Origin of the sequence: Frigoribacterium sp. Leaf415, from assembly GCF_001424645.1 — a bacterium.
GTDB lineage: Bacteria > Actinomycetota > Actinomycetes > Actinomycetales > Microbacteriaceae > Frigoribacterium.
Window position 1 is genome coordinate 782,483 of the sequence record NZ_LMQR01000001.1, and the last position, 23,135, is coordinate 805,617.

The 23,135-nt window shown below is 72.3% G+C and carries 24 protein-coding genes and 1 tRNA gene; 14 read left to right on the forward strand and 11 right to left on the reverse strand.

Annotated elements, in window-relative coordinates:
- Positions 1 to 226 precede the first annotated feature (226 nt).
- Both ASG28_RS03610 and ASG28_RS03615 read left to right on the forward strand, forming a co-directional pair.
- Positions 227 to 655 (forward strand): SIP domain-containing protein, encoded by a 429-nt coding sequence (locus tag ASG28_RS03610; protein ID WP_055972102.1) that lies wholly within the window; start codon positions 227 to 229, stop codon positions 653 to 655.
- Between the two features lie 13 nt (positions 656 to 668).
- Positions 669 to 1,613 carry a siderophore-interacting protein gene (locus tag ASG28_RS03615; protein WP_055972106.1) on the forward strand — a complete coding sequence of 315 codons (945 nt, stop codon included), beginning with the start codon at positions 669 to 671 and terminating at the stop codon, positions 1,611 to 1,613.
- A gap of 73 nt (positions 1,614 to 1,686) precedes the next feature.
- On the opposite strand, the gene ASG28_RS03620 is transcribed toward ASG28_RS03615, so the two are convergent.
- Genes ASG28_RS03620 through ASG28_RS03630 form a run of 3 tightly spaced genes read right to left on the reverse strand, consistent with a single transcriptional unit; the run spans position 1,687 to position 4,258 of the window.
- Entirely contained in the window at positions 1,687 to 2,508 is an 822-nt protein-coding gene (locus tag ASG28_RS03620; RefSeq protein WP_055972108.1) for an SDR family NAD(P)-dependent oxidoreductase, read from the reverse strand.
- A complete protein-coding gene (locus tag ASG28_RS03625; protein WP_200925253.1) occupies positions 2,505 to 2,861 on the reverse strand; it encodes a Fe-S oxidoreductase in 357 nt (118 codons plus the stop codon). Before ASG28_RS03625 ends, ASG28_RS03620 begins: the two co-directional genes overlap by 4 nt.
- Entirely contained in the window at positions 2,858 to 4,258 is a 1,401-nt protein-coding gene (locus tag ASG28_RS03630) for a dihydrolipoyl dehydrogenase family protein (protein WP_055972111.1), read from the reverse strand. Before ASG28_RS03630 ends, ASG28_RS03625 begins: the two co-directional genes overlap by 4 nt.
- 193 nt (positions 4,259 to 4,451) lie before the next feature.
- Between ASG28_RS03630 and ASG28_RS03635 the strand changes: the two genes are divergently transcribed.
- Positions 4,452 to 4,622: a CsbD family protein gene (locus tag ASG28_RS03635; RefSeq protein WP_043595102.1), complete on the forward strand. Its 171-nt coding sequence runs from the start codon at positions 4,452 to 4,454 to the stop codon at positions 4,620 to 4,622.
- An 81-nt stretch (positions 4,623 to 4,703) separates the two neighbouring features.
- On the opposite strand, the gene ASG28_RS03640 is transcribed toward ASG28_RS03635, so the two are convergent.
- From ASG28_RS03640 to ASG28_RS03665, 6 genes are all read right to left on the reverse strand, one after another.
- Positions 4,704 to 5,540, reverse strand: a complete 837-nt coding sequence (locus ASG28_RS03640) for a crotonase/enoyl-CoA hydratase family protein (RefSeq protein ID WP_082454711.1) — start codon at positions 5,538 to 5,540, stop codon at positions 4,704 to 4,706.
- 11 nt (positions 5,541 to 5,551) lie between these two features.
- Complete coding sequence (locus tag ASG28_RS03645) at positions 5,552 to 6,379, reverse strand: arginase family protein (protein ID WP_326937854.1); 828 nt, start codon at positions 6,377 to 6,379, stop codon at positions 5,552 to 5,554.
- 13 nt (positions 6,380 to 6,392) lie between these two features.
- Entirely contained in the window at positions 6,393 to 7,532 is a 1,140-nt protein-coding gene (locus ASG28_RS03650) for a hypothetical protein (protein WP_055972118.1), read from the reverse strand.
- A complete protein-coding gene (locus tag ASG28_RS03655; protein ID WP_054147486.1) occupies positions 7,529 to 8,251 on the reverse strand; it encodes a PspA/IM30 family protein in 723 nt (240 codons plus the stop codon). The genes ASG28_RS03650 and ASG28_RS03655 overlap by 4 nt, the downstream gene beginning before the upstream one ends.
- A gap of 104 nt (positions 8,252 to 8,355) precedes the next feature.
- The gene (locus ASG28_RS16715) at positions 8,356 to 10,353 is read right to left on the reverse strand and encodes a TPM domain-containing protein (protein ID WP_055972121.1); all 1,998 of its coding nucleotides are present in this window, start codon (positions 10,351 to 10,353) and stop codon (positions 8,356 to 8,358) included.
- Between the two features lie 106 nt (positions 10,354 to 10,459).
- Positions 10,460 to 10,867: a hypothetical protein gene (locus tag ASG28_RS03665; RefSeq protein ID WP_043596924.1), complete on the reverse strand. Its 408-nt coding sequence runs from the start codon at positions 10,865 to 10,867 to the stop codon at positions 10,460 to 10,462.
- 50 nt (positions 10,868 to 10,917) lie between these two features.
- On the opposite strand from ASG28_RS03665, the gene ASG28_RS03670 reads away from it, so the two are divergent.
- The 3 genes from ASG28_RS03670 (at position 10,918) to ASG28_RS03680 (ending at position 12,856) form a co-directional block, all read left to right on the forward strand.
- On the forward strand, positions 10,918 to 11,808 hold the full coding sequence (locus ASG28_RS03670) for an EamA family transporter (protein ID WP_055972125.1): 891 nt from the start codon (positions 10,918 to 10,920) through the stop codon (positions 11,806 to 11,808).
- Between the two features lie 143 nt (positions 11,809 to 11,951).
- Positions 11,952 to 12,167 carry a hypothetical protein gene (locus tag ASG28_RS03675; protein WP_157485635.1) on the forward strand — a complete coding sequence of 72 codons (216 nt, stop codon included), beginning with the start codon at positions 11,952 to 11,954 and terminating at the stop codon, positions 12,165 to 12,167.
- Between the two features lie 104 nt (positions 12,168 to 12,271).
- A complete protein-coding gene (locus ASG28_RS03680; protein WP_055972129.1) occupies positions 12,272 to 12,856 on the forward strand; it encodes a recombinase family protein in 585 nt (194 codons plus the stop codon).
- 106 nt (positions 12,857 to 12,962) lie between these two features.
- Here the strand turns inward: ASG28_RS03680 and ASG28_RS03685 are convergent.
- Positions 12,963 to 13,037, reverse strand: a tRNA-Arg gene (locus tag ASG28_RS03685).
- A 78-nt stretch (positions 13,038 to 13,115) separates the two neighbouring features.
- On the opposite strand from ASG28_RS03685, the gene ASG28_RS03690 reads away from it, so the two are divergent.
- Together ASG28_RS03690 and ASG28_RS03695 are read left to right on the forward strand one after the other, a co-directional pair.
- Positions 13,116 to 13,835, forward strand: coding sequence for a pyridoxine/pyridoxamine 5'-phosphate oxidase (locus tag ASG28_RS03690; protein ID WP_055972131.1), 720 nt, complete (start codon positions 13,116 to 13,118; stop codon positions 13,833 to 13,835).
- Between the two features lie 96 nt (positions 13,836 to 13,931).
- Complete coding sequence (locus ASG28_RS03695; protein ID WP_235477512.1) at positions 13,932 to 14,759, forward strand: gamma-glutamyl-gamma-aminobutyrate hydrolase family protein; 828 nt, start codon at positions 13,932 to 13,934, stop codon at positions 14,757 to 14,759.
- Between the two features lie 84 nt (positions 14,760 to 14,843).
- On the opposite strand, the gene ASG28_RS03700 is transcribed toward ASG28_RS03695, so the two are convergent.
- Complete coding sequence (locus tag ASG28_RS03700) at positions 14,844 to 15,470, reverse strand: hypothetical protein (protein WP_055972135.1); 627 nt, start codon at positions 15,468 to 15,470, stop codon at positions 14,844 to 14,846.
- A gap of 64 nt (positions 15,471 to 15,534) precedes the next feature.
- On the opposite strand from ASG28_RS03700, the gene argS reads away from it, so the two are divergent.
- The 6 genes from argS (at position 15,535) to thrB (ending at position 22,990) form a co-directional block, all read left to right on the forward strand.
- Positions 15,535 to 17,196, forward strand: a complete 1,662-nt coding sequence (argS, locus tag ASG28_RS03705; protein ID WP_055972138.1) for an arginine--tRNA ligase — start codon at positions 15,535 to 15,537, stop codon at positions 17,194 to 17,196.
- 83 nt (positions 17,197 to 17,279) lie between these two features.
- Positions 17,280 to 18,059, forward strand: a complete 780-nt coding sequence (locus ASG28_RS03710; protein WP_054145794.1) for an LmeA family phospholipid-binding protein — start codon at positions 17,280 to 17,282, stop codon at positions 18,057 to 18,059.
- A 67-nt stretch (positions 18,060 to 18,126) separates the two neighbouring features.
- On the forward strand, positions 18,127 to 19,575 hold the full coding sequence (gene lysA, locus ASG28_RS03715) for a diaminopimelate decarboxylase (RefSeq protein WP_055972141.1): 1,449 nt from the start codon (positions 18,127 to 18,129) through the stop codon (positions 19,573 to 19,575).
- A gap of 51 nt (positions 19,576 to 19,626) precedes the next feature.
- On the forward strand, positions 19,627 to 20,958 hold the full coding sequence (locus ASG28_RS03720; protein WP_054145792.1) for a homoserine dehydrogenase: 1,332 nt from the start codon (positions 19,627 to 19,629) through the stop codon (positions 20,956 to 20,958).
- Entirely contained in the window at positions 20,958 to 22,040 is a 1,083-nt protein-coding gene (gene thrC, locus ASG28_RS03725; protein WP_054145791.1) for a threonine synthase, read from the forward strand. Before ASG28_RS03720 ends, thrC begins: the two co-directional genes overlap by 1 nt.
- Positions 22,037 to 22,990, forward strand: a complete 954-nt coding sequence (gene thrB, locus ASG28_RS03730; protein WP_055972145.1) for a homoserine kinase — start codon at positions 22,037 to 22,039, stop codon at positions 22,988 to 22,990. The genes thrC and thrB overlap by 4 nt, the downstream gene beginning before the upstream one ends.
- Positions 22,991 to 23,135: the final 145 nt, after the last annotated feature.

The window sequence follows — 23,135 nt, forward strand, 5'->3', positions numbered from 1 at the left end:
GCGCGGGAGAGCCCCTCGGTCGTTCGGCGGGGGAGTCCCGGTCGCTGCTGAACCGGTCCACGCGATCCGCCACCGTGTTGCTGTCGGACACGGCACGGCCCCTTGTGCCGGGCGTCGCTGACGGACTCCCGAACCCGACAGAACTTACCATCACGGCAGCGAGGTCGCTGTCAATCGAGAGACCCGTGTGGCGGATGAGGCAAGCCTTACCTATATTGAGGGGGACATGCTTCTCGTAGACCAGAACCCGCCCCTGCCGCACGACGCCCTGCGCGTCCTGTTCGCCGCAGACGCGACGTCGATCCCCGTCCTGCGAGAGATGCTCTCGGTCCTGCCGATCTGCGCCCGGGGCCAGGTCTTCGTCGAGGTCGAGAGCGCCGACGACGTCGTGCCGCTCACCTCGCCGGGTCGCGTCACGGTCACCTGGCTCGCCCGTGACCGTCGCTCGGGCGTCCCCGGCACCAGCACCGCCTGTGCCCCCGGCCAGGCCGTCGAGCGGGCGGTCCGGGCCTGGCTCGGCGAGATGTACGTCGAACCCGAGACCGTCGCGACGGGTGACCACGTCGTCTGGATCGGTGGCCCGCCGTCGTTCGCCTACGATCTGCGGCACGACCTGCACGAGCTCTTCCACGTCGGCACCCCCGCCGACGCCTGAGCGGCGACCCTCGATGACGATCACATCCACCGCAACCGCCACCGTCGAACGCTCGACGAAGCCGGCCCACCGTCCCTACCGCGTCCGGGTCGCGGCCGTCCGTCGCCTGGCCCCGTCGTTCGTGCGCATCACGTTCACCGGCGACGACCTGGGCGACTTCGGCGTCGACGGCCTCGACCAGCGCATCAAGGTCGTGCTGCCCCTCGAGGCCACCGGCTACGACACGTTCCCCACGAACGACTGGTACGCCTCGTGGCGCGCCCTGCCGCCCGAGCAGCAGAACGCCTTCCGCACCTACACCGCGCGAGCCGCCCGCCCCGCGCTGCGCGAGGTGGACGTCGACTTCGTCTGCCACGGCGACACCGGCCCCGCCTCGGCCTGGGCCGGTCGTGCGCGGGTCGGCGACGAACTCATGTTGATCGGTCCCGACGCGACGAGCGGCGTCACGGGCAGCGGGGTCGAGTGGTCACCTGGCGACGCGCGCACCGTGCTGTTGGCCGGCGACGAGACGGCGGCCCCGGCGATCTGCTCCATCGTCGAGGCGTTGCCGGCGGACGCCAAGGGGTGCGTCTTCATCGAGATCCCGACCGCGGCCGACGAGCTCGACCTCGTCGCGCCTCCCGGGGTCGACGTCCACTGGCTGCCCCGTCGCGACGCCACGTCCGGCCACGGCGAGGCCCTGGTCATCGCCGTCCGTCGCTGGACGGCCCGCTACGTGACCGCCTGGCACCACGGCGTCGAGGTGAGCGAGGTCGACGTCGACCACGACATCCTCTGGGACGTCCCGCAGGGCGACTACCCGCGCGGTGCCGCCGTCAGCTCCGACCTCTACGCCTGGTTCGCGGGCGAGGCGGGGGCGATCAAGACGCTCCGTCGCTTCCTCGTCAGCGAGGTCGGCATCGACCGGCGCCAGGTCGCCTTCATGGGCTACTGGCGGGTCGGCAAGTCCGAGTCCTGACGCGAGGCCCCCGAGAACGCAGGAGGCGCGACCACGTCGGTCGCGCCTCCTGCGTCTGGTCCCCGGGTTGCGCCTAGACCTCGGCGGGCAGACCGACGAGCTCGGAGGTGCGTTCCCACAGGGCCTCGGCGAGCAGCGGGTCGGTCGCCTGGCGGTGCAGGCGGCCGTGCGGCTTCAGCTGGTCGAAGTAGGTGCCGCTCTCGACCGCGATCGTCGTGGGCCCGGCGAGCTGGACCAGCGGCACGGCACCGGCCGAGGCCGAGATGCCGTAGTTGCCGTTGGTCAGCACGTTCGCGACCCGCATGGAGCGCGAGTCCGAACCGAACCCGGTGACCACGATGCCCGGGTGGAACGAGAACGCCTCGAGCCCGGTGCGCTTCGCCAGCTCGCGGATGAAGAGGACCGTCTCGATCTTGGTCGTGCCGTACTGGCGCCACCCACCGCCCCAGCGACGCTTCGACCAGTTGAGGTCGTCCAGCCGCACGTGGCCGAGCAGGTTGGCCGTGCTCGCCGTCGAGACGACGCGGCCCCCGCTCTCGACGAGGCGCGGCAGGAGCAACCGGGTCAGGAGGAACGGCGCGAGGTGGTTCGACTGCAGGGTGCGCTCGAAGCCGTCCGCCGTGACGCCCCGTTCGCTGACGAGACCGCCGGCGTTGTTCGCGAGGGCGTCGATCCGCGGGTAGCGGTCGAGCAACCGGTCGGCGAGCGACCGGACGTCGTCAAGCCGGTCGTAGTCGACCAGGAAGGCCGTTCCGCCCACCTCGTCGGCCACGGCCTGCGTGCGCTCGGGGTTGCGTCCGACGACGCCGATCTCGGCACCGCCCTTCGCGAGTTCGCGGGCGGCTTCGCGGCCGATGCCGCTGCTCGCCCCGGTGATGATCACGGTGCGGGTCATCGATATCCGCCCTTCTCGAGGCCGGCCTCGATCTCGAATCTGTTCGACAGCGGGTCGCTGCCGGCCAGGAAGTACAGTACGGGCATCAGCATGCCGTAGGTCTGCCACTGACGGACGTGCACGGCCTCGTGTTCGAGGACGCGCGGCCCGTCGTTGTCCCGGGTGAGGTACACCCGACCGACGCAGGTGCCGCCGCGCTTGAACGCCCAGCGGGGCAGTCCGCGGCACACGATCAGGTCACCGACCACGCGGACGCGCCCGACGCTGAGGGGTACCCCGACCGCGAGACCGACGGCCGTCGCCCAGGCGCAGCCGAGTCTCGAGATCGGGGAGTCGATCAGCGGGTTCCTCACGGACGGCCGTAGGTGTCCAGCAGTCGCAGCCAGACCTCGCTGACCGTGGGGTACGAGGGGACGGCGTGCCAGAGCCGGTCGATCGGCACCTCGCCGACGACGGCGATCGTGGCGGCGTGCAACAGGTCGCTGACGTCCGGGCCGACGAAGGTCGCACCGACGATCACCTTGCGGGACTCGTCGACGACCAGGCGCGCCTGACCCTTGTACTCGTCGGAGTGGATCGCCGAGCCGGCGACGGCCGCGAGGTCGTAGTCGACGACCTTGACGTCGATGCCGCGCTTGCCGGCGGCGTCGGCGGTGAGGCCGACGCTCGCGACCTCGGGGTCGGTGAAGGTGACCTGCGGCACGGCCGCGTCGTCGGCCGTGGCGACGTGGGCGCCCCACGGCTCGGCCTGCACGGGCTTGCCGAACGCGCGGGCGGCGATGACCTCGCCGGCGGCGCGGGCCTGGTACTTGCCCTGGTGGGTCAACAGTGCGCGGTGGTTGACGTCGCCCACGCCGTAGAGCCAGTCGGTGCCCTTGACGAGCATGGTGTCGTCGACGTCGAGCCACTCGCCGGGGGTCAGCCCGACGTTCTCGAGGCCGAGGTCGGAGGTGCGGGGCACGCGTCCGGTCGCGACGACGATCTCGTCGGCGATCACCGTCGAGTCGTCGTCGAGGGTGACCTCGACCGTGTCGTGCTCGGTGCGCAGCACGTTCGAGGGCGAGACGCCGAGGCGCACGTCGACGCCGAGGCCGCGGAGCGAGTCGGCGACGAGTTCGCCGGCGAAGGGCTCCTGACCGCCGAGCAGACCGCTGCGCGCGATCAGGGTGACGGTCGAGCCGAGCTGCTGGTACGCCGTGGCCATCTCGGCCGCGACGACGCCGCCGCCGACGATGACGACGCTCTGCGGCATCGACTTCACGCTGGTGGCCTCGCGGCTGGTCCAGGGCTTCGCCTCGGCGAGGCCGGGGATGTCGGGCAGCAGCGCCGACGATCCGGTCACCGCGGCGACGGCGTATTTCGCCTGGTGCACCTCGCCGTTCACCGTGACCTCCTTCACGCCGGTGATCGTGGCGTGCCCGCGGATCAGGTCGATCCCGGCCCCCTCGACCCAGTCGGCCTGGCCCGAGTCGTCCCAGTTGCTGGTGAACGAGTCACGGCGACGTAGCACGGCGGCGACGTCGACGTCGCCGGTCACGGCCTGCTTGGCCCCGTCGAGCGACTTGGCGGCGCGGACGACGGCGCTGGACCGCAGCAGCGCCTTCGAGGGCATGCACGCCCAGTACGAGCACTCGCCACCGACGAGCTCGGCTTCGACGAGGCCCACCTTGAGGCCGTTGCGGGTGGCGTAGTCGGCCACGTTCTCGCCGACAGCGCCGGCTCCGATCACGATGAGGTCATAAGTCGTCATGGCCCCGACGCTAGTCTCCCCGGGTCCTGTGTTCTCAGGCGGGTTCCCCGGGGGACATGGCCGTTTCGTGAAACCCTCCTGGGTCTTTCCTGAACGGCCTGAGCGAGATCCGGGAGGCGCGGGTAACGTCCCTCACATCAGCGCACCACCGCGATCCTTGCGGTGGAGCGCGTCAACCTACGAGGAGGCACACATGGGACTCGACGACAAGATCAAGAACGCCGCTCAGGACATCGCCGGCAAGGCGAAAGAAGCTCTCGGCGACCGCAAGGGCGACGACGAGCTGAAGGCCGAAGGTCAGAAGGACCAGGCCGGTGCCTCCGCCAAGAAGGTCGGCGAAGACGTCAAAGACGTCTTCAAGTAGGCCGATCCGCCTCGTTCTCGAGCCCGTCCACCCTTCGGGGTGGGCGGGCTCTTTCGTGTGCCCACGGCCGAGGAGGCGCGGTCAGCGTCCCGTGAACTCGGCGGCGGTCCGCGAGACGAAGGCCTCGAACCCGATCCGGGCGTCGTCCGAGGCGAGCAGCCGCACGAGCTCGGGTTGCAGTCGGGCCTCGGCCGCGGCATCGCCCTCGCGCACCGCGAGCCGGGCGTTCGCCAGCGTCGCCTGCACGGCCAGGGGAGCCTGCGCCGCGATCCGCCGGGCGAGGTCGAGGGCGTGGTCGAAAGCCGACCCGACGTCGACCAGGTCTTGCACGACCCCGATTCGCCGCGCCTCCTCGGCGTCGAGGAGGTCGCCGGTCATCAGGTAGCGCATCGCGTCGCCCCAGCCGACCCGGCGGGGGAGGCGGATGGTCGCGCCGCCGAACGGCAGGATGGCCCGGCTCACCTCGATCTGGCCGAAGCGGGCGTCGCGGCTCGCCACCACGACGTCGCTCGCCAGGGCGAGTTCGACGCCCAGCGTCAGGCAGGTGCCCTGCACGGCCATGACCACGGGCTTGCTCACCTGGCGACCGTGCACCTGCCACGGATCGAGGCCCCCCTCGGGGACGACGTCGAGGCCCTCGGCGGTCACCGCGGGCACGACGTCGCCGAGGTCGAGGCCGGCGGTGAAGTGGTCGCCGTGGGCGAAGAGCAGCCCGACGCGCAGGTCGGGGTCGTGGTCGAGCTCGCCGTAGGCCAGGGCCAGCTCGCGCAGCATCCGCAGGTCGGCCGCGTTGCGCTTCTCTGGCCGGTCGAGGCCGATGAGCAGCACGTGGCCGTCGCGCTCGACCGTCACGCGCGGACGGTCGTCGCCCGAGGCGGCGGGGTCCACCGGGTCGGCGCTCGTCCGGTCGGCGCTCATCGGGTCGGCGCTCATCGCGACAGGGCCCCGAGGATGCGCAGGATCGCGCCCAGGTCGTCGGAGGCCGCCTCGGCGTCGACCGGCGCGAACGAGCACAGGCCGGCGCCGACGAGGGTGAAGCGCTCCTTCAGGGCCGTGATCGTCTCGATCAGGACGCTCAGCTCGAGGCCGAACGGCTGGGGGTCGAGCAGGCCCTCGATCACTCCCGGGTCGAGCACGTCGAGGTCGACGTGCAGGTAGACCTCGGTGGCCCCCGAGGCCTCGACGGCGGCGACCACCTCGGCGGGGTCGAAGTCGAGCGACGACACCGTGCGGACGTGACGGCTCTCGATGTAGCGGTCTTCGGCGTCGTCGTAGCTGCGCGCCCCCGCGAGCACGACCCGGGCAGGGTCGAGCGGCTCGGGCGTCGGGCCGGGGCCGATGGTCGGGAGGTCTTCGGTGGCGTCGCCGATCAGGGCCCGCAGCACCATGCCGCTGAAGGCACCGCTCTCGCTGCTGCGCGGGCTGTGGAGATCGGGGTGGGCGTCGAACCAGACGACGGCGGTGCGAGGGGTGACGGCATGACGGACGGCCGCGAACTCGACGCCGCAGTCGCCGCCCACCACGATCGCGGGGGAGTCGTCGGTCCGCAGCTCGCGTCCGACCGACTCGGCGATGGTGAGCACCGACGAGAGCCGGTGCACCCGCGTGCCGAGCGAGTCACCCGCACCCACCGGGACCTCGACCATGGTGGTGGCCGTCGACGGGAGGTCGCCGAGGATCGCGTAGGCGCCCTCGGCGAGCCGCATCGCGCGCGACGACGGAGAACCCTGCCACTGTGGAACCACGACGAACCTCACGGGCGTCAGTCTGTCACGGGCGGGTGCCCGTGCTCCAGGTCCAGGGGCGACTCAGCGCGCCGATCGCTCGCTCGAGGGGCCCGCGCCCGACGAACCGCTGCCAGAGGGTGGCGTAGACGAGCGTGAGGACGACGGCGACGACCAGGTGGCCGAGGGGCAGGCCGTAGGCGGCGGTCGGGTCGGACAACCGGTACACGGTGAACAACGGCGCGGTGATCAGCACGTGTGCCGTGTAGACGGTGAGCGGTTGCGCGCCCGTGGCCGCGACGGGTCGCAGAACGGTGCGGACGACCGCAGCCGCGCCTCCTCGTCCCTGCCCCTCGGGCGTCACGGCACGGCGCGCGGTGGTGGCGAGCAACAGCAGCCCGAGCACGGCGGCGGCGACGCCGCCCGAGCCCACGATCTCGGCCGGCATGCCCTCGTGGTCGGCCGGGTCGAGCCAGGGGACCGAGGAGGCGCCGGGCAGGAAGCGCGCCGAGTACCCCACGATCGCGGCCGACGTCCCGACGACGAGCAGCGTGACCTGGGTGCGGGTGCGGGTCAGGTCGGAGCGCGCCGCGGCGAGACCGACGAGCAGGAAGGGCGTCCAGACCAGGGCCGGATAGGCGCCGACCAGCAGGGCCTGGGTCGCGAGCCCGGCGGCGCCGGTCAGGGCGGTGTCGCCGTAGGCGTCGACCGGGACGGACGAGGCCAGCCACGGGGCCACGACGGCGAGCAGCGCGGCGGCCGCCAGCAGCACGGCCCGGGGGGCGAAGAGCAGCCCCAGCGCCAGGACGAACATGACGCCGTAGTACGGCAGGATCACCAGGAGGTAGGGGTTCCAGGCCTGCAGCGCGAGGCCCAGCACGATGAGCAGGCCGGCCCGGATGGCGATGCCGCCGACGACCCGCCCTCGACCGCCGCGGGCCGTCGGCCGGGCGCCTCCCGACACGAGCCCGAGCGAGACCCCCGCGAGGGTGGCGAAGAGGATCGCCGACCGCCCGTCGAAGACGCGCTCGTCGAGCAGCAGCCGAGGCCACATGTGGGCCGCGAACATGCCGATCACAGCGAGGCCGCGGGCGACGTCGACGCCCATCAGGCGGGGTGCCGCCCGGCGCGCCGGCACCGGCGGGAACTCCACCGGTGCCGGCGTGCGGGGCAGCGGCTGGCTCACTTGTCGAGCGCGCCGAGCTTGAGGGCGGCGAGGCGGGCGTCGACCTCGGTCTGCTCGCCGAGGTCGTCCAGGCTCTCGAACTGCGCGTCGAGGCTCGAGGCGGCGAGCTCTTGACGACCGAGCATCTTGGCCTCTTCGCGTCGGACCTTGTCCTCGAAGCGGCTGATCTCGCTCGTCGGGTCGAGGATGTCGATGCTCTGGACGGCGTCGGCGACCTTGGTCTGCGCCTCGACGGTCTTCGAGCGCGCGTTGAGTTCGTCGCGCTTGGCGGCGAGCTGGTCGAGCTTGGACCGCATGCCCGTGAGCCCCGTCTTGAGCTTGTCGACGACATCGGTCTGGGAGGCGATCTGCGGTTCGGCGGTCTTCGCCTCCTTCTCGCTCTGCAGCTGCTTGCCGAGGGCCACGCGGGCGAGGGCGTCGAACTTGTCGGCGTCGACCGTGTTGCCCGACGAGCGCAGTTCGTCGGCCTTGTTGCTCGCGGCCAGTGCCTTGCGCTCCCAGTCGGCGGCGGCGGCGACGTCCTCGGCGTGGTCCTGCTCGAGCAGGCGCAGGTTGCCGATCGTGGTCGCGACGGCCTCTTCTGCCTCGGCGATGCTGTTGGTGTAGTCGCGGACCATCTGGTCCAGCATCTTGCTGGGGTCCTCGGCCTGGTCGAGCAGGCTGTTGATGTTCGCGCGGGTCAGTTGCGCGATGCGTCCGAAGATCGACTGCTTTGCCATGGTGCGTCCTTTCGAGAGGTGGTGCCGTGGGGTGGTGCTCGTCGTACTCGTGGTGCTGCTCGTGCGGGCGGGGCGCGGCGGGGCGTGGACCGTGACGGGCGGATCTAGAACCGGCCGCCGCCGGAGCTGCGGCCGCCGCCTCCGCCGCCGCCACCGCCGAAGCCGCCGCCTCCGCCGCCCCCGCCGAAGCCGCCGCCTCCACCGCCGAAGCCGCCGCCACCCCCGCTGAAGAGTCCACCAAGCAGCATGCCGGTGACGATGCCGCCGAGGTCGGCCCCGGCCGACCCGCGGGTGCCCATGCCGCCTCCGAACGGGCTCGCCTGCTGGTAGGACGAGACCTCGGCCTCGGCGCCGGCCGCCGCAGCCTGCGACAGCTGGACGGCCTGGTGGGCCTCGAACAAGGCGGCGTCGCGGTCGGACGTCGCGAGCGACACCGCGGTGGCCAGGTGGCGTTCGGCCTCGGACAACCGGGTGCGCGGCTGCGGGCCGATGCCGCCACGACGCGTCTCGATGAAGTCGCGGGTGGCGCTGATCTGGCTGCGGGCGGTCAGCAGCGCCTGGTCGAGCGCCGCCTGGGCCCGTCGCTGTTTCTCGGTGTCTTCGCGCACGGCGGCGAGCACCTGGTCGATGCGGTCGTTGGCGGCACCGAGCGACGCGACGACGGCGAGCGGGTCGTCGGTCGTCGTCTCGGCCCGCGCGACGGAGGCCCGTGCGGCCGAGACGGAGCCGGCGACGTCGACGCCCTGCGGGGCCGAGCCGTCGGGCAGGCCTTCGGCGGTGGCGATGTCTCGCCGCAGGTCGAGGGTCATCGCCGAGATCGTGCCGCCCGCCGTCCGCAGCGACTCGGCGGCCCCGTCGACCGCGCTCAGCAACTGGTCGACCTGCGCCAGGGCCTGACGGGCCTCACGGACGGCGATGACGGCCTCTGAGGTGGAGGACGACGCCACCGCGGTCGCCGCCGTGCGGGTCCGCTCGTCGGCGAACTCGAGCAGGCGATCGGCCTGGTCGTCGTTCTGGTCGATAGACGCGACCGCCCGCGCCGAGTAGATCGTGGTCAGCTCGCCGATGACGGTGCGGGCCTTCACGAGCCGGGCCCGTCGGGTCTCGATCTCGCCGGGGAGGGCCGCCACGTCGCGCGGAGCGCGACTCTCGGCCTCGCGCAGCTCGTCGAACGCGGCGGACTGCTCGGCGAGCGACGTGTCGGCCGCCTCGCACAACTCGATGATGCGGGTGGTCCACTCGCGGCGTTGCTCGGGGGAGTCGGGGACGGAGTCGTCCAGCTTCTGCTGCAGGGCGAACGCCTCGCGAGCGTGCACCCGGGCCGCGTCGAGTGCCTCGGCGAACGGCCGGGCCGCGTCGTCGCCGAACTGTGCGGCGGCGAAGCCGACCTCGTGTTCGCCCGCGGTCAACTCGTCGTCGAGGGCGACCAGCACGCGTGCCGCGCGCTTGTCGAGTTCGTCCTGATCGGCCTTCTGGGCGTCGAACTCGCGGCGTCGACGTCGTGCCCGGCGGACCACGAACACGAAGGCGAGGGCCACCGCGACGAGGACCAGCACGAGCAGCGCCCAGAGCACCCAGCTGAGGTCGGGGCCGGCCTCGTCGCTGCGGATGCCGTCGGCCAGGGCGACGGCGGCGCCGGCCCAGTCGCCGTCACGCAGCTCGGGGACGACGACGTCGGTCTGGAGCGCCTGTCGGTCGGATTCCGAGATCACGGACGTGTCGGCCGAGAGGTCGTAGAGCTGGTCGTCGACCGCCACCGAGAGTAGGACGTCGTTCGTGCCGAGCTGGTTCAGGGACGCCGTGGCCTCACCCCAGGCCGTGCGGTCGGCGGGGGAGGAGAACGAGTCGACGTAGACGACGAAGAGGTTGACGCCGGTGTCGGTCGAGAGCCGGTCGAGTGCGTCGGTGACCTCGGTCTCGTCCGCGCTCGACAGCACGTCGGCCTGGTCGACCACATAGGCGCCCGAGAGGTCGACCGGTTCCACCGCGTGGGCGGGGACCGCGCCGAGGGCGACCGCGCCGACCAGGGTCAGGATCGCCGTGGTCACGGCGGTGACCGCTCGGATCGTCGATCGTCGGCCGGTCGTTGCGCTCGTGCTCACGACGCTCCCCTCGCTCGTTGCGGGGGAGTCTATCGACGGCCCCCGTCAGACTGCCCGCGTCGTGGTGCGCACGGATCGGGCGGCGACGACCCGGTCACGGGACGGGTCAGGAGACGAAGAGCAGACCGACCGACGCGACGGCGCAGACCGCCCCGACCGCGTAGAGCACGACCCCCACGGTGCGGGGCGCCCGTCCGTCGTCGTGCGGCGGATGGACGCGGGCACGGTGCGGGCGGTCCGGGTCGTAGTGCACGGTGAGCTCGGTCTCGAGCGGCGTCGTCACCGGGACGTCGCCGAACTGCGTCTCGTGCAGCTGCCCGTCGACGTCCATCCACCGGGCGGTCGCGGCCCGGGCCCAGTCGGGCGGCGGGATGACCACGCCGACGGTGCTCTCGAGACGGGTCGCACGGCGCCGCAGCACCCAGCCGGCCAGGAGGAAGGGCGTGCCGACGATGAACCCGAACCAGCCGAAGAGCTCCACCACCGGCGAGATGACGGAGAAGGCGTCGCTCATGCCACGATCGTACTGTGCCGCCGCGCACCCCGTGACGAACCCGGAGCCCCGTGAACCCCAGCCCCCTCGGCCGTGTGCCGTCGCCCCTGCTCGCCGTCGCGGCGATCGTCTCGGTGCAGTTCGGGGCGGCCCTCGCCAAGACACATTTCGAGGCCCTGGGGCCCCTGGGCGCCGCTGCACTCCGCCTCGCGTTCGGCGCCACCCTCCTGGTGCTGGTCTTCCGCCCGCGCCCGTGGCGGTGGCCGCGCCGCACCTGGCTCGGAGTGCTCGTGCTGGGTCTCGCCCTGGCCGGGATGAACTCTCTCATCTACCTGGCGATCGACGTCGTGCCGCTCGGGGTGGCGGTCACCCTCGAGTTCCTCGGTCCGCTCGTCGTCGCCCTTGTGCAGACCAGGCGGTGGTGGGACGCGGCTTGGGCCCTGCTCGCCCTCGCCGGGGTCGTGCTGCTCGGCTCCGATTCGACCGGCTCGATCCCGATCGCTGGTGTGCTGCTCGCCCTCGGTGCCGGGGCGTTCTGGGCCTGTTACATCCTGGCGAACGCGGCCTTGGGGCGGGGACGCGACCCGATGGGTGCCCTCTCGACCGCCATGCTCGTCGCTGCGGTCGTCGTGGTGCCGTTCGGAGCACACGACGCGACGGTGGCCGTCCGGGCCGACCCGCGCCTCCTGCTGGTCTTCCTGGTGGTGGCGGCGCTGACCTCGGCGATCCCGTACGCCCTCGAATCGGTGGCGCTGCGGCGACTGCCGACCCGGGTGTTCGGGGTGCTGTCCAGCTTGGGGCCGGCGGTGGCCGCGCTGGCCGGGCTCGTCGTGCTGGGCGAGGCGCTCGGGGTGCGCGAAGTCGTGGCCCTGGCCTGCGTGACCACCGCGAGCGTCGGGGTGACCATCGCGGCCGGACGTCGGCGGCGTCGCGGGGCCCTGCCCGAGGCCCCGACGGCCTGATCGCACGGCGATGCATCCGTCGGCTGTCCGCGGTGCGAACGAGACGGCGAACCTGACGACTCCGCAGGGTCGTGTACCCCACTCGCGGGGTACGCTGCGATCACGGCCCACCAGACGGGCCGGAGAACGATGAAGGAGACATCATGGGTGCTGTCTTGGAGCGCACGTCCCGAGCGGAGGTCGTCCCGCTGGGCGACGGGTTCCACCGTGTGTCGACGCCGACCGCCGGAGTGATCGGGTTCGTGCACGAGACCGACGGGCTGTTCGAGGTCCTGCGGGGTCGCGTCCGCACCGCCGTCCGGCGTGAGGGTTCGTACCGCACGCTCGACGTCGCGGTCATCGCGCTCACCTACAGTTGAGCACGACGATCCACTGACGGATGCCCTCGGGCGACCGTCCTCGAGGCCTCGCCGTCGGCGGGGCCTCACCTCTCTGCCCGCCCCCTCTCGTCGGAAGGCCGCCCGTGACCGTCGTCGGGTACGCCCGCATCTCGCGAGACGACCCGTCGTCCGACCGGCAGACGGAGCGCCTCCGGGTCGGCGGATGCGAGCAGATCTTCGTCGACCACTCCACCGGCACGAGGCAGTCCCGCCCCGAGTTCGCCAAGGCCATCGGCAGCCTGCGCGAGGGCGACGTCTTCGTCGTGACGAACGTCGACCGCATCGGCCGCTCGGTCGCCGAGTTGGTCGGTGTGATGGCGACCCTCGACGCGCTCGGCGTCGCCTTCCGCTCGATCGACGAGCAGATCGACGAGCTCAACGCCTACGGCCGCTTCTTCTTCCGCGTCACCGCCGCCTTGGCCCGCTTCGACGAGCAGGTCGGCGGCGAGCTGCACCGCGCCGAGACCCGCAAACGCCAGGAGGCGCGGGTGGCGCAGACCCCGAAGCCCCCGGTCTCGAGACGCCGCCTCGACGCGGCCCGCCAGCTGCGTGCCGAGGGTGCCAGCATGCGTCAGGCCGCCGAGCACGTCGCCGTCCCCGAGCGCGTCCTGCGCCGCGAGCTCGAGCGCGACGAAGCCGACCGCGCCCGCCGCCAGCAGCCCGACTGACCGATCCCGGCAGCGGCGTGGCCTCGACGCCGAGGCTGTCGCGAGAGGAGAACCGTCGCGAGAGCAAAACCGTCGCGACAGGAGAACTTTGGTGAGAGTGACGATGTGGTGCCCCCAGGCAGATTCGAACTGCCGCCCCTGCCTCCGGAGGGCAGTGCTCTATCCCCTGAGCTATGGGGGCCCGGGAACGTCGTCCAGGTTAGCAGCGAATCGGCCGCGTCTGGGACGACCCGACGGTGTGGGGGTGCATCGTGGGGGAGTGACCGACGACACCAGCACCGACCGAGCCGAGAACGGCATCCGCTCCGACCGCACCGCCCCCGACGGCCCGACCCTGCGCGACCGCCTCCGCTCGGCCAAGGTCTTCCACCCCGAGTTGCCCACCTTCGACGTCGACGACGTGGCCGACGACGCGGTCGACCAGTTCGTCGCGTGGCTCGTCGAGGCCGTCGACCAGGACGTCGCCCAGCCGCACGCCATGGTGATCTCGACCTCGTCGTCCGACGGTGACGTGACGGCCCGTACCCTGTTGCTCAAGGACGTCGACGACGGTGCCCTCTGGTTCGCCACCTCGTCGATCAGCCCGAAGGGACGCCAGATCGCCGAGAACCCGCGGGTGGCCCTCACCCTCTACTGGCGTGAGCAGGGCCGCCAGGTCCGCGTGCTCGGTCGGGCGACGCCCGGCCCTCGCGACGTCAGCGAGAAGGACTTCACCGCTCGCCACCCCGACTCCCGTGCCGTCGCGGTGACGCAGCCGCAGAGCAGTCCGATCACCGACGAGGCCGAGACTCGCCGTCGTCTGGCCGAGGCCAAGGCGGCCATCGAGTCCGACGACACCCTCGTGCCCGACGACTGGACCGCCTGGCGGGTGGACCCCACCTCGATCGAGTTCTGGCAGGCCACCACGGGCCGCGACCAGGTGCGCCTGCGGTACGACCGCGACGGCGACGGCTGGACCCGCGCCTCCTTGTGGCCCTGACCGCCACGGCTGGTACCGACTGCGCGGCCGTGGCCCGGACGTAACGCGGCGACACGCACCTGGCAGGCCGTCGGCCCCGACGGCAGCATTGGGGGCATGCCCTCGTACCGCGCCCCGTCGACCCGCCCGAGCGATCCCACCGTCGCCTCGATGCGTCTCGCCGTGGTCGAGGTCACGAGACACCGGCCGCAGGCCCCCGAATACCACGCCTACGTCGACGACATGAACTCCCGGGTGAGGGCGACCGCCGAGGCCGCGGGCTGGCAGGCGACGCGCTTCGCCGCGGGCGACCTCGGCACCGACGAGCTGCTGCGCGTGACCGCCGACGCCGACGCGATCGTCGTCCTCGGCGGCGAGGACCTCTCACCCCGTCTCTACGGAGGCGCGACCGGCTACCCGGGGGAGGGTCGCCACGACCCCGTGGCCGACGAGGCCCAGCTCGCCCTCGTGCGCCGCGCGGTCGCCCGCCGCACCCCTCTGCTGGGCGTCTGCCGCGGCCACCAGGTGATCAACGTCGCCCTCGGCGGGGACCTCGTGCAACACCTGGACGACCACGACGGGGTGCACCGCACCCCCGACGCGCCGGTCGACCAGCTCATGCACCCGCACGCCGTCGGGCTCGAGCCCGGCAGTCGCCTCGCCCGGGCCCTCGGCACCGCGCCGGTCGTGCAGAGCGCGCACCACCAGGCCGTCGGCCGCCTGGGCCGAGGCCTCCGCGTCGTCGGCCGCGCCTCCGACGGCACCGTCGAGGCCGTCGAGCACGACTCGGCCCCCGTCGTCGGCGTGCAGTGGCACCCCGAAGACAGAGGAGCCCCGGTCGGTCAGCTCGAGGCGTTGTTGGCTTCCTTGGCCGCCTCCGTCGAGTCGGGGCGCCTCGCCGCGACCGCCGCCTCGCGAACGGACCAGGAGGCGCTGGTCGCCTAGGTCGCGCCCCTCACCCGAGCGCGCCTCCCGCCCTCGCGCCTCCCGCCCCCGCGCCTCCCGCCCTCTGGCCTCCCGCCCTCGGTCTCAGCCGACCTGCTTCAGTGCCGAGAGCACGGCCGACACGACCGGCTCGGCGTCTCCGGGTTCGAGGAACGTCGTCGAGCGGGCCACGACGAAGGCCGGGGACGAGAACGCCTCGGCCGTGCCGATCTCGCCGGGGGTGTCGAAGTAGCCCTCGACGCCGAAGGTCGGCACCGAGTTGCTGGTGGCGACGAGCTCGTTGGCCAGTTCGTCGAGGCTGTCCGGGTCGAAGTGCGCGACGCCGACCGTGACGGTGGCGCCGCCGGAGTCCTGCCACGTGCACGTCGTGCCGCCAGAGTCGGCCACCTGCTGCAGGGCCTCGCCGTCGCGGCTCTCGTCGCCGCTCGCGCTCTCGTCCGGCACGACCGCCAAGCCCGGGTACCAGGACGAGAGCGAGCCCGTGTCGAGCAGGTCGTCGCAGTCGATCGTGAACGGCGTGCTCACGAGGTCGGGCGTCGGCGTCGCGGTCGGCGTCGCGCCGGGGGTCGCGGAGGCCTGCGCACCCGACGTCGGCGTGGCGCTCGGTGCGGCCTGCGACGGGGCCGTGCAGGCGGTGAGGGACAGGGCGAGGGCACCCGTCACGACGAGGGTGCGCAGGACGACGGGGGAGCGGGTCGGGGCAGGGCTCATCCCCCCATCATCACCGACGGCGGGCTCGTCGTCGGCCCCGTGGCTGCCGGTAAGATCGACCCTCGTGACTCCCGCCGAACTCTCCACGTCCCTGCTCGCCGTCGTCCAGGGCGTCCTCGAGCGCCGAGGCACCGTCGACGTGGCGGTGACCGAGGGTGACGTGGCGCTCGAGCGGCCGAAGAACCGCGACCACGGTGACTGGGCATCGAACGTGGCGATGAAGTTCGCCAAGCGCGTGGGCACGAACCCGCGCGAGCTCGCCACCGAGATCGCCGCCGAGCTGGCCGAGGTCGACGGGGTCGCCGACGTCGACGTCGCGGGCCCCGGATTCATCAACATCCGCCTCGACGCCGCCGCCGCGGGTCTCCTCGCGCGGTCCATCGTCGAGCAGGGCGAGGCGTACGGGCGCGGCGACTACTACCGCGGCGTCACGATCGACCTCGAGTTCGTCTCGGCCAACCCCACCGGCCCCATCCACCTCGGCGGCGTGCGCTGGGCCGCCGTGGGCGACAGCCTGGCCCGCGTGTTCCAGGCCCAGGGCGCGCTCGTCACCCGCGAGTACTACTTCAACGACCACGGCGGGCAGATCGACCGCTTCGCCCGCAGCCTCATCGCCCGCTCGTTCGGCGAGCCGACCCCGGAGGACGGCTACGGCGGCGAGTACATCGCCGAAATCGCCGCCCGGGTCGCCGCGGCGCACGAGGGCGACCTGCGCGCCCTACCGCGGGAGGAGGCCCAGGAGGTCTTCCGCGCGGCCGGCGTGGACTTCATGTTCGCCGACATCAAGTCCTCGCTGCACGACTTCGGCGTCGACTTCGACGTCTACTTCCACGAGAACTCGTTGCACGAGTCGAAGGCCGTCGAGCGCGCCGTCGCCCGCCTGCGTGAACTCGGCCACGTCTACGAGTCCGAAGGCGCGACCTGGCTGCGCACCACCGAGTTCGGCGACGACCGCGACCGCGTCATCGTCAAGAGCGACGGCGAGGCCGCCTACATCGCCGGCGACCTGGCCTACTACCTCGACAAGCGCGAGCGCGGCTTCGAGCGCAACCTGATCATGCTCGGCGCCGACCACCACGGCTACGTCGGCCGCATGATGGCGATGTGCGCGGCGTTCGGCGACGAACCCGGCGTCAACCTCGAGATCCTCATCGGCCAGATGGTCAACCTGCTGCGCGACGGCGAACCGATGCGCATGTCCAAGCGCGCGGGCACCGTCGTCACGATGGAGGACCTCGTCGACGCGGTCGGCGTCGACGCCGGCCGGTACTCGTTGGTCCGCAGCCCGGTGAACAGCTCGATCGACATCGACCTCGACCTGCTCACCAAGCGCAGCAACGACAACCCGGTCTTCTACGTCCAGTACGCCCACGCCCGCACCCGCGCGGTGGCCCGCAACGCCGAGGCCGCCGGGGTCACGCGCGACGCGTTCGACGCCTCGCTGCTCACGCACGAGACCGAGAGCGCCCTGCTCGGCGCCCTGTCCGAGCTCCCGCGCGTCGTCGTCCAGGCCGCCGAACTGCGCGAGCCGCACCGTGTCGCGCGCTACGTCGAAGAGCTCGCCGGCACCTACCACCGCTGGTACGACAACTGCCGCGTCACGCCGCTCGGCGACGACGAGGTCACGGACCTGCACCGCACCCGCCTGTGGCTCAACGACGCGGCGGGCCAGGTCATCCGCAACGGGCTCGGACTGCTGGGCGTCTCGGCACCGGACCGCATGTGACCTCCCGCGCCGCGCCTCCTCGGCCTCGACCGCAGGAGGCGCGGCGTGAGTGATCCTCGCCGCCCGGCTGACAAGATGGCCCGATGAGCGACATCGACTCCGACTTCTTCGAGGCCAAGCCCGTCGCCCGCCGCCGGGGTCGAGGCTTCGGCATCTTCCTCTTCGTGCTGGTCGGTCTCGTGGTGGTCCTCGGCATCCTCGCCGTCGTCGCCGACCTCGTCGTCCGGACCGTCGCCGAGGACCAGGCCGAGAAGCAGATCTCGCAGCAGCTCGGTGACGCCGCCGGCCCGGTCGACGTGCAGATCGGCGGCTTCTCGATGCTCTGGCAGCTCGTGCAGGGCACCATCGACCAGGCCACCATCTCGTCCGCCGGGTCGTCGGGCGGGCTCTCGTTCGACTTCGACGTCCGGGACGTCCCGACCGACCTGAGCGGTTCGACCGGCGCGATCACCGGCACGGTCACCGCCGACGCGGCGACCGTCAACGGTCTGGCGGCCGTGCAAGAGAGCGGAGGAGCGATCTCGTTCGGCGACGGGCAGGTCACCTACGCCCGCGACTTCACGATCCCGCTGGTGAACACGGTCGTCCCCGTGGACGTCGTCGCCACGCCCTCGATCACGAGCGAGGGCCGGGTCATCTCGCTCACGCCGACGACGGCGTCGCTCCGGGACACGTCGGTGTCGCTCGACCTCGCGCCCTTCATCGGCGGCTACGCCTTCGACGTGTGTGCGGCGCAGTACCTGCCCCAGGGCACCACCCTCACCGGCGTCGACGTCACGTCGTCGGCGGCGACCCTCGACGTCACGTCGCCGGGCCTGCCGATCTCGTCCAGCGGCATCGGCACCAAGGGCTCCTGCTCCTGACCTCGCCTCCGCCGTCGAGGGCGTCCCGACCGTGGCCGTCACGGTCGCCGGCGGTGGGTAGGCTCTGATGTCGTTCCCCGTCCTTCGAACCCCCGAGGTCCGCGTGTCCCCGAACCCCCTGGCCCCTGCCTGGCTCGTCGAGCCGACCGACGCCGACGCCCTCGATCCGGCGGTCTGGTCGGCCACGGCCCAGCGGTCGTCCGACGGCGAACTCGTCCTCGGCGGTGTCACCGCCTCCGACCTCGTAGCGTCGTTCGGCACCCCGCTGTACGTCCTCGACGAGGACGACGCCCGCACCCGGGCCGTCGAGGCCGTCCGTTCGTTCGAGCGCGAGGCGGCCCGCATCGGCACGACGGCGACGGTCTACTACGCCGCCAAGGCGTTCCTCTCGGCCGAGGTCGCCCGCTGGGTGGCCGAGGCGGGCATGGCCGTCGACATCTGCACCGGCGGCGAGTTCGCCGTCGCCCGGGCCGCGGGCGTCGACCCGGCCCGCATGGGGTTCCACGGCAACAACAAGTCGCTCGCCGAGATCGACCGCACGGTCGAGGCCGGCATCGGCACCGTCGTCCTCGACAACGCCGCCGAGGTCGGCCGGGTCGCCGCGGCGGCCGAGCGTCACGGGCGCGTCCAGCGCGTGCGCCTGCGGGTCAACTCGGGCGTGCACGCCTCCACCCACGAGTACCTCGCCACCGCCCGTGAGGACCAGAAGTTCGGCGTCCCGCTCTCCGAGACCGCCGAGATCGTCGACTCGATCCGCCGGCAGCCCTCACTCGAGTTCGTCGGACTGCACTCGCACATCGGCTCGCAGATCTTCGGTTCGGACGGCTTCGCCGAGGCCGCCCGTCGCCTGCTCGCCGTGCACGCCGACCTGCTCGCGTCCGGTCCGGTCCCCGAGCTCAACCTCGGCGGCGGCTTCGGCATCGCCTACACGAGCGCCGACGACGCCCGCCCGCTCGACGACCTCGCCGTCGCCCTGGCCGACATCGTTCAGGCCGAGTGCCTCCGCCTCGGCGTCGACGTGCCCCTCCTCGCGGTCGAGCCCGGGCGCGTCGTCGTCGGCCCCGCCGGCACCACGCTCTACGAGGTCGGCACCATCAAGGACGTCACGGTCTCCTCCGACGAGGGCAGCGCGGTTCGACGGTACGTCAGCGTCGACGGGGGCATGAGCGACAACGCGCGGACGGCCCTCTACGCGGCCGACTACTCCGTGCGCATCGCGAACCGCACCTCCTCGGCTCCGCCCGCGCTCGTGCGCGTGGCCGGGAAGCACTGCGAGAGCGGCGACCTCGTCGTGCTCGCGGACTACCTGCCCGGCGACGTCGCCCCGGGCGACCTGCTCGCCGTGCCCGCCACCGGCGCCTACTGCCACAGCCTCGCGAGCAACTACAACCACGTCGGGCGTCCCCCCGTGGTGGCCGTGCGCGACGGCCGGGCCCGCGTGATCGTGCGGGGCGAGAGCGAAGCCGACCTGCTGGCCCGCGACGCCGGCCTCGACGGATCGACCCGCGCCTCCTGACCTCGTGCGAGCACCGCACCCCGACGACGAAGCACCCGAGAACGGACTGACATGATCGAATACCGCAACGTGAGGGTCGCCCTGCTGGGCGCCGGCTCGGTGGGGTCGCAGGTGGCGCGGCTGCTGCTCGAGCAGGGCGACGACTTCGCCGGGCGCGCGGGCGCCGGACTCGAGCTCGTCGGCATCGGCGTGCGCGACGTCGACGCGCCCCGCGACGTCGACCTGCCGCGCGAGCTGTTCACGACCGACGTCGAGTCGCTCATCGTCGGCGCCGACATCGTCGTCGAGCTGATCGGCGGACTCGAGCCGGCCCGCAGCTACGTGCTGCAGGCGCTCAACTCGGGGGCCGACGTCATCACGGGCAACAAGGCCCTGTTGGCGAGCCACGGCACCGAGCTCTTCGACGCCGCCGAGCAGGTCGGCGCACAGGTCTACTACGAGGCCGCCGTGGCCGGGGCCATCCCGATCATCCGCCCGTTGCGCGACAGCCTCGCCGGCGACCGCGTCCAGCGCATCATGGGCATCGTCAACGGCACGACCAACTTCATCCTCGACCGCATGGACACCGACGGTTCGAGCCTCGAGGACGCCCTGGCGACGGCCACGGCCCTCGGGTACGCCGAGGCCGACCCCACGGCCGACATCGAGGGCTACGACGCGGCGCAGAAGGCCGCCATCCTGGCCAGCCTCGCCTTCCACACCGCCGTGCCCCTCGCCGCCGTGCACCGCGAGGGCATCACCTCCGTCACGCACGACCAGGTGGTCGCCGCGCGCAAGGCCGGGTACGTCGTGAAGATCCTCGCCATCTGCGAACGCCTGGTCGACGACGACGGAGTCGAGGGCGTCAGCGCCCGCGTCTACCCGGCGCTCGTGCCGCTGAGCCACCCGCTCGCGGCCGTGCACGGAGCCAAGAACGCCGTCTTCGTCGAGGCGGAGTCGGCCGGCGACCTCATGTTCTACGGCGCCGGCGCCGGGGGAGTCGAGACGGCGTCCGCCGTGCTGGGCGACCTCGTCTCGGCCGCTCGACGGCACGTCATCGGCGGCCCGGGCGTCGCCGAGTCCACCCATGCGAACCTTCCCGTCCTGCCGATCGGCCGTGTGTCGACCCGGTACCAGATCACGCTCGACGTGGCCGACCAGCCGGGTGTGCTCGCCGAGGTCGCCGGGGTGCTCAGCGACCACGGCGTGAGCGTCCACAGCGTCGAGCAGACGTCGGGTGCGACGCCGGGCGTCACGGTCGAGGGTGACGCCGTGGCCACCGCTACGCTGATCATCGGCACCCACCGGGCGCGCGAGTCCGACCTCGCCGCGACGGTGACCGCCCTGAAGAACGCCACGGTCGTGAACTCCGTCACGAGCGTGCTGAGAGTCGAAGGAGCCTGATGGCCCACCAGTGGCAGGGTGTCCTGCGCGAATACGCCGACCGTCTCGACGTCACCGACGCCACCCCGATCGTCACGCTGGGCGAGGGCGGCACGCCGCTCATCCCGGCTCCGGCGCTGTCGAACCGCACGGGTGCCAAGGTCTACGTCAAGTACGAGGGCATGAACCCGACCGGTTCCTTCAAGGACCGCGGCATGACGATGGCCATCTCGAAGGCCGTCGAGCACGGCGCCAAGGCCGTCATCTGTGCGTCCACCGGCAACACGTCGGCCTCGGCCGCGGCCTACGCCGCCCACGCCGGCATCACGGCCGCCGTGCTCGTGCCCGAGGGCAAGATCGCCATGGGCAAGCTCAGCCAGGCCGTCGCGCACGACGGCCAGCTGCTGCAGATCCAGGGCAACTTCGACGACTGCCTCGACATCGCGCGCGACCTCGCCGCGAACTACCCGGTGCACCTGGTCAACTCGGTCAACAACGACCGCATCGAGGGGCAGAAGACCGGAGCCTTCGAGGTCGTCGACGTCCTCGGCGACGCCCCCGACTTCCACTTCATCCCGGTCGGCAACGCCGGCAACTACACCGCCTACACGCGTGGCTACCGCGAGGACCTCGAGATCGGTCGCGCCACGAAGCTGCCGCGCATGTTCGGTTTCCAGGCGGCCGGGTCGGCGCCGATCGTCGCGGGTGAGGTCGTCAAGGCCCCCGAGACCATCGCCAGCGCGATCCGCATCGGCAACCCCGCCTCGTGGCAGCTCGCCCTCGAGGCGCGCGACCTGACCGACGGCTGGTTCGGCGCCATCACCGACGAGGCCATCCTCGCCGCGCAGAAGATCCTCTCGGCCGAGGTCGGCGTGTTCGTCGAGCCCGCGTCGGCCATCAGCGTGGCGGGTCTGCTCGAGCGTGCGGACGCCGGGGTCATCCCCGCCGGTGCCACCGTCGTGCTCACCGTCACCGGCCACGGCCTGAAGGACCCCCAGTGGGCCCTGCGTCGCGCCGACGGCAGCGACGTGCAGCCGACCGTGGTCGCGAGCGACACGGCCCGGGTGGCCGAAGTGCTCGGTCTCGCACCGGCCTCTGCATGACCTCCGGGGTCGTCGGGCGTTCGGTGCTGGTCAAGGTCCCCGCGACCTCGGCCAACCTCGGCCCCGGCTTCGACACGCTGGGCCTCGCGCTCTCGCTCTACGACGAGCTCGAGGTCACGGCGACCGATGAGCCCGGGGTCTCGGTCGAGGTCACGGGCGTCGGGGCCGGTCAGGTGCCCACCGACGGGTCGAATCTCGTCGTGCAGGCCGTCGCCGCGGCCTTCGCCTCGGTCGACGTCCCCCTTCCCGGGCTGCGCCTCCGGGCTCGCAACGCGATCCCGCACGGCCGGGGACTCGGGTCGTCCGCGGCCGCGATCGTCTCGGGCATCATGGCCGCCAAGGGGCTCCTCGAGGGCACGGTCGAGCTCGACTCGGCGGCGCTGCTCGCCCTGGCGACCGAGATGGAGGGGCACCCCGACAACGTGGCGCCGGCGCTGTTCGGCGGTCTCACGATCGCCTGGATGAACTCGCACGGCCCGTCGCACAAGCGCCTGCTCGTGCACCGTGGGGTCTCGCCCGTGGTGTTCGTGCCCGAGTCGACCCTCTCGACCAAACTGGCCCGCAGCCTGCAGCCCGCCTCCGTGCCGCACGAGGACGCCACGTTCAACGTGTCGCGGTCGGCGCTGCTGGTGGCGGCCCTCGTGCAGAGTCCCGAGTTGCTGCTCGCGGCCACCGAGGACCGCCTGCACCAGAGCTACCGCGCCAGTGCCATGCCCGAGACCGACGCCCTCATCCGCATGCTCCGCGACGCCGGGCTCGCGGCCGTCGTCTCGGGTGCCGGTCCCTCGCTCCTGGTGCTCGGCAGCGACCCCGCGCAGCGGCTGTTCGCCGCCGAGCTGGTGCGGGAACACGCCGTGTCGGAGTGGCGTCCGTTGATGCTGGCCGTCGATCTCAAAGGTGCTACAGTGGTGCCGCACCCGGTAGAAAACTCAGATTTCCTGGGCATCTAGCTTCGTCTCCGCCGTTCTTCGTGGGGGCTTCCGCGTGGGGTCACAAGTCTTCGAGTCCCCGGGTCGCACATCCCGTAGTGCACATCTAGCAGTGTTCGTCTGCCGATCTGGTCGGCGCGCACCGCACCTCCCAGGCCTCCTGCTC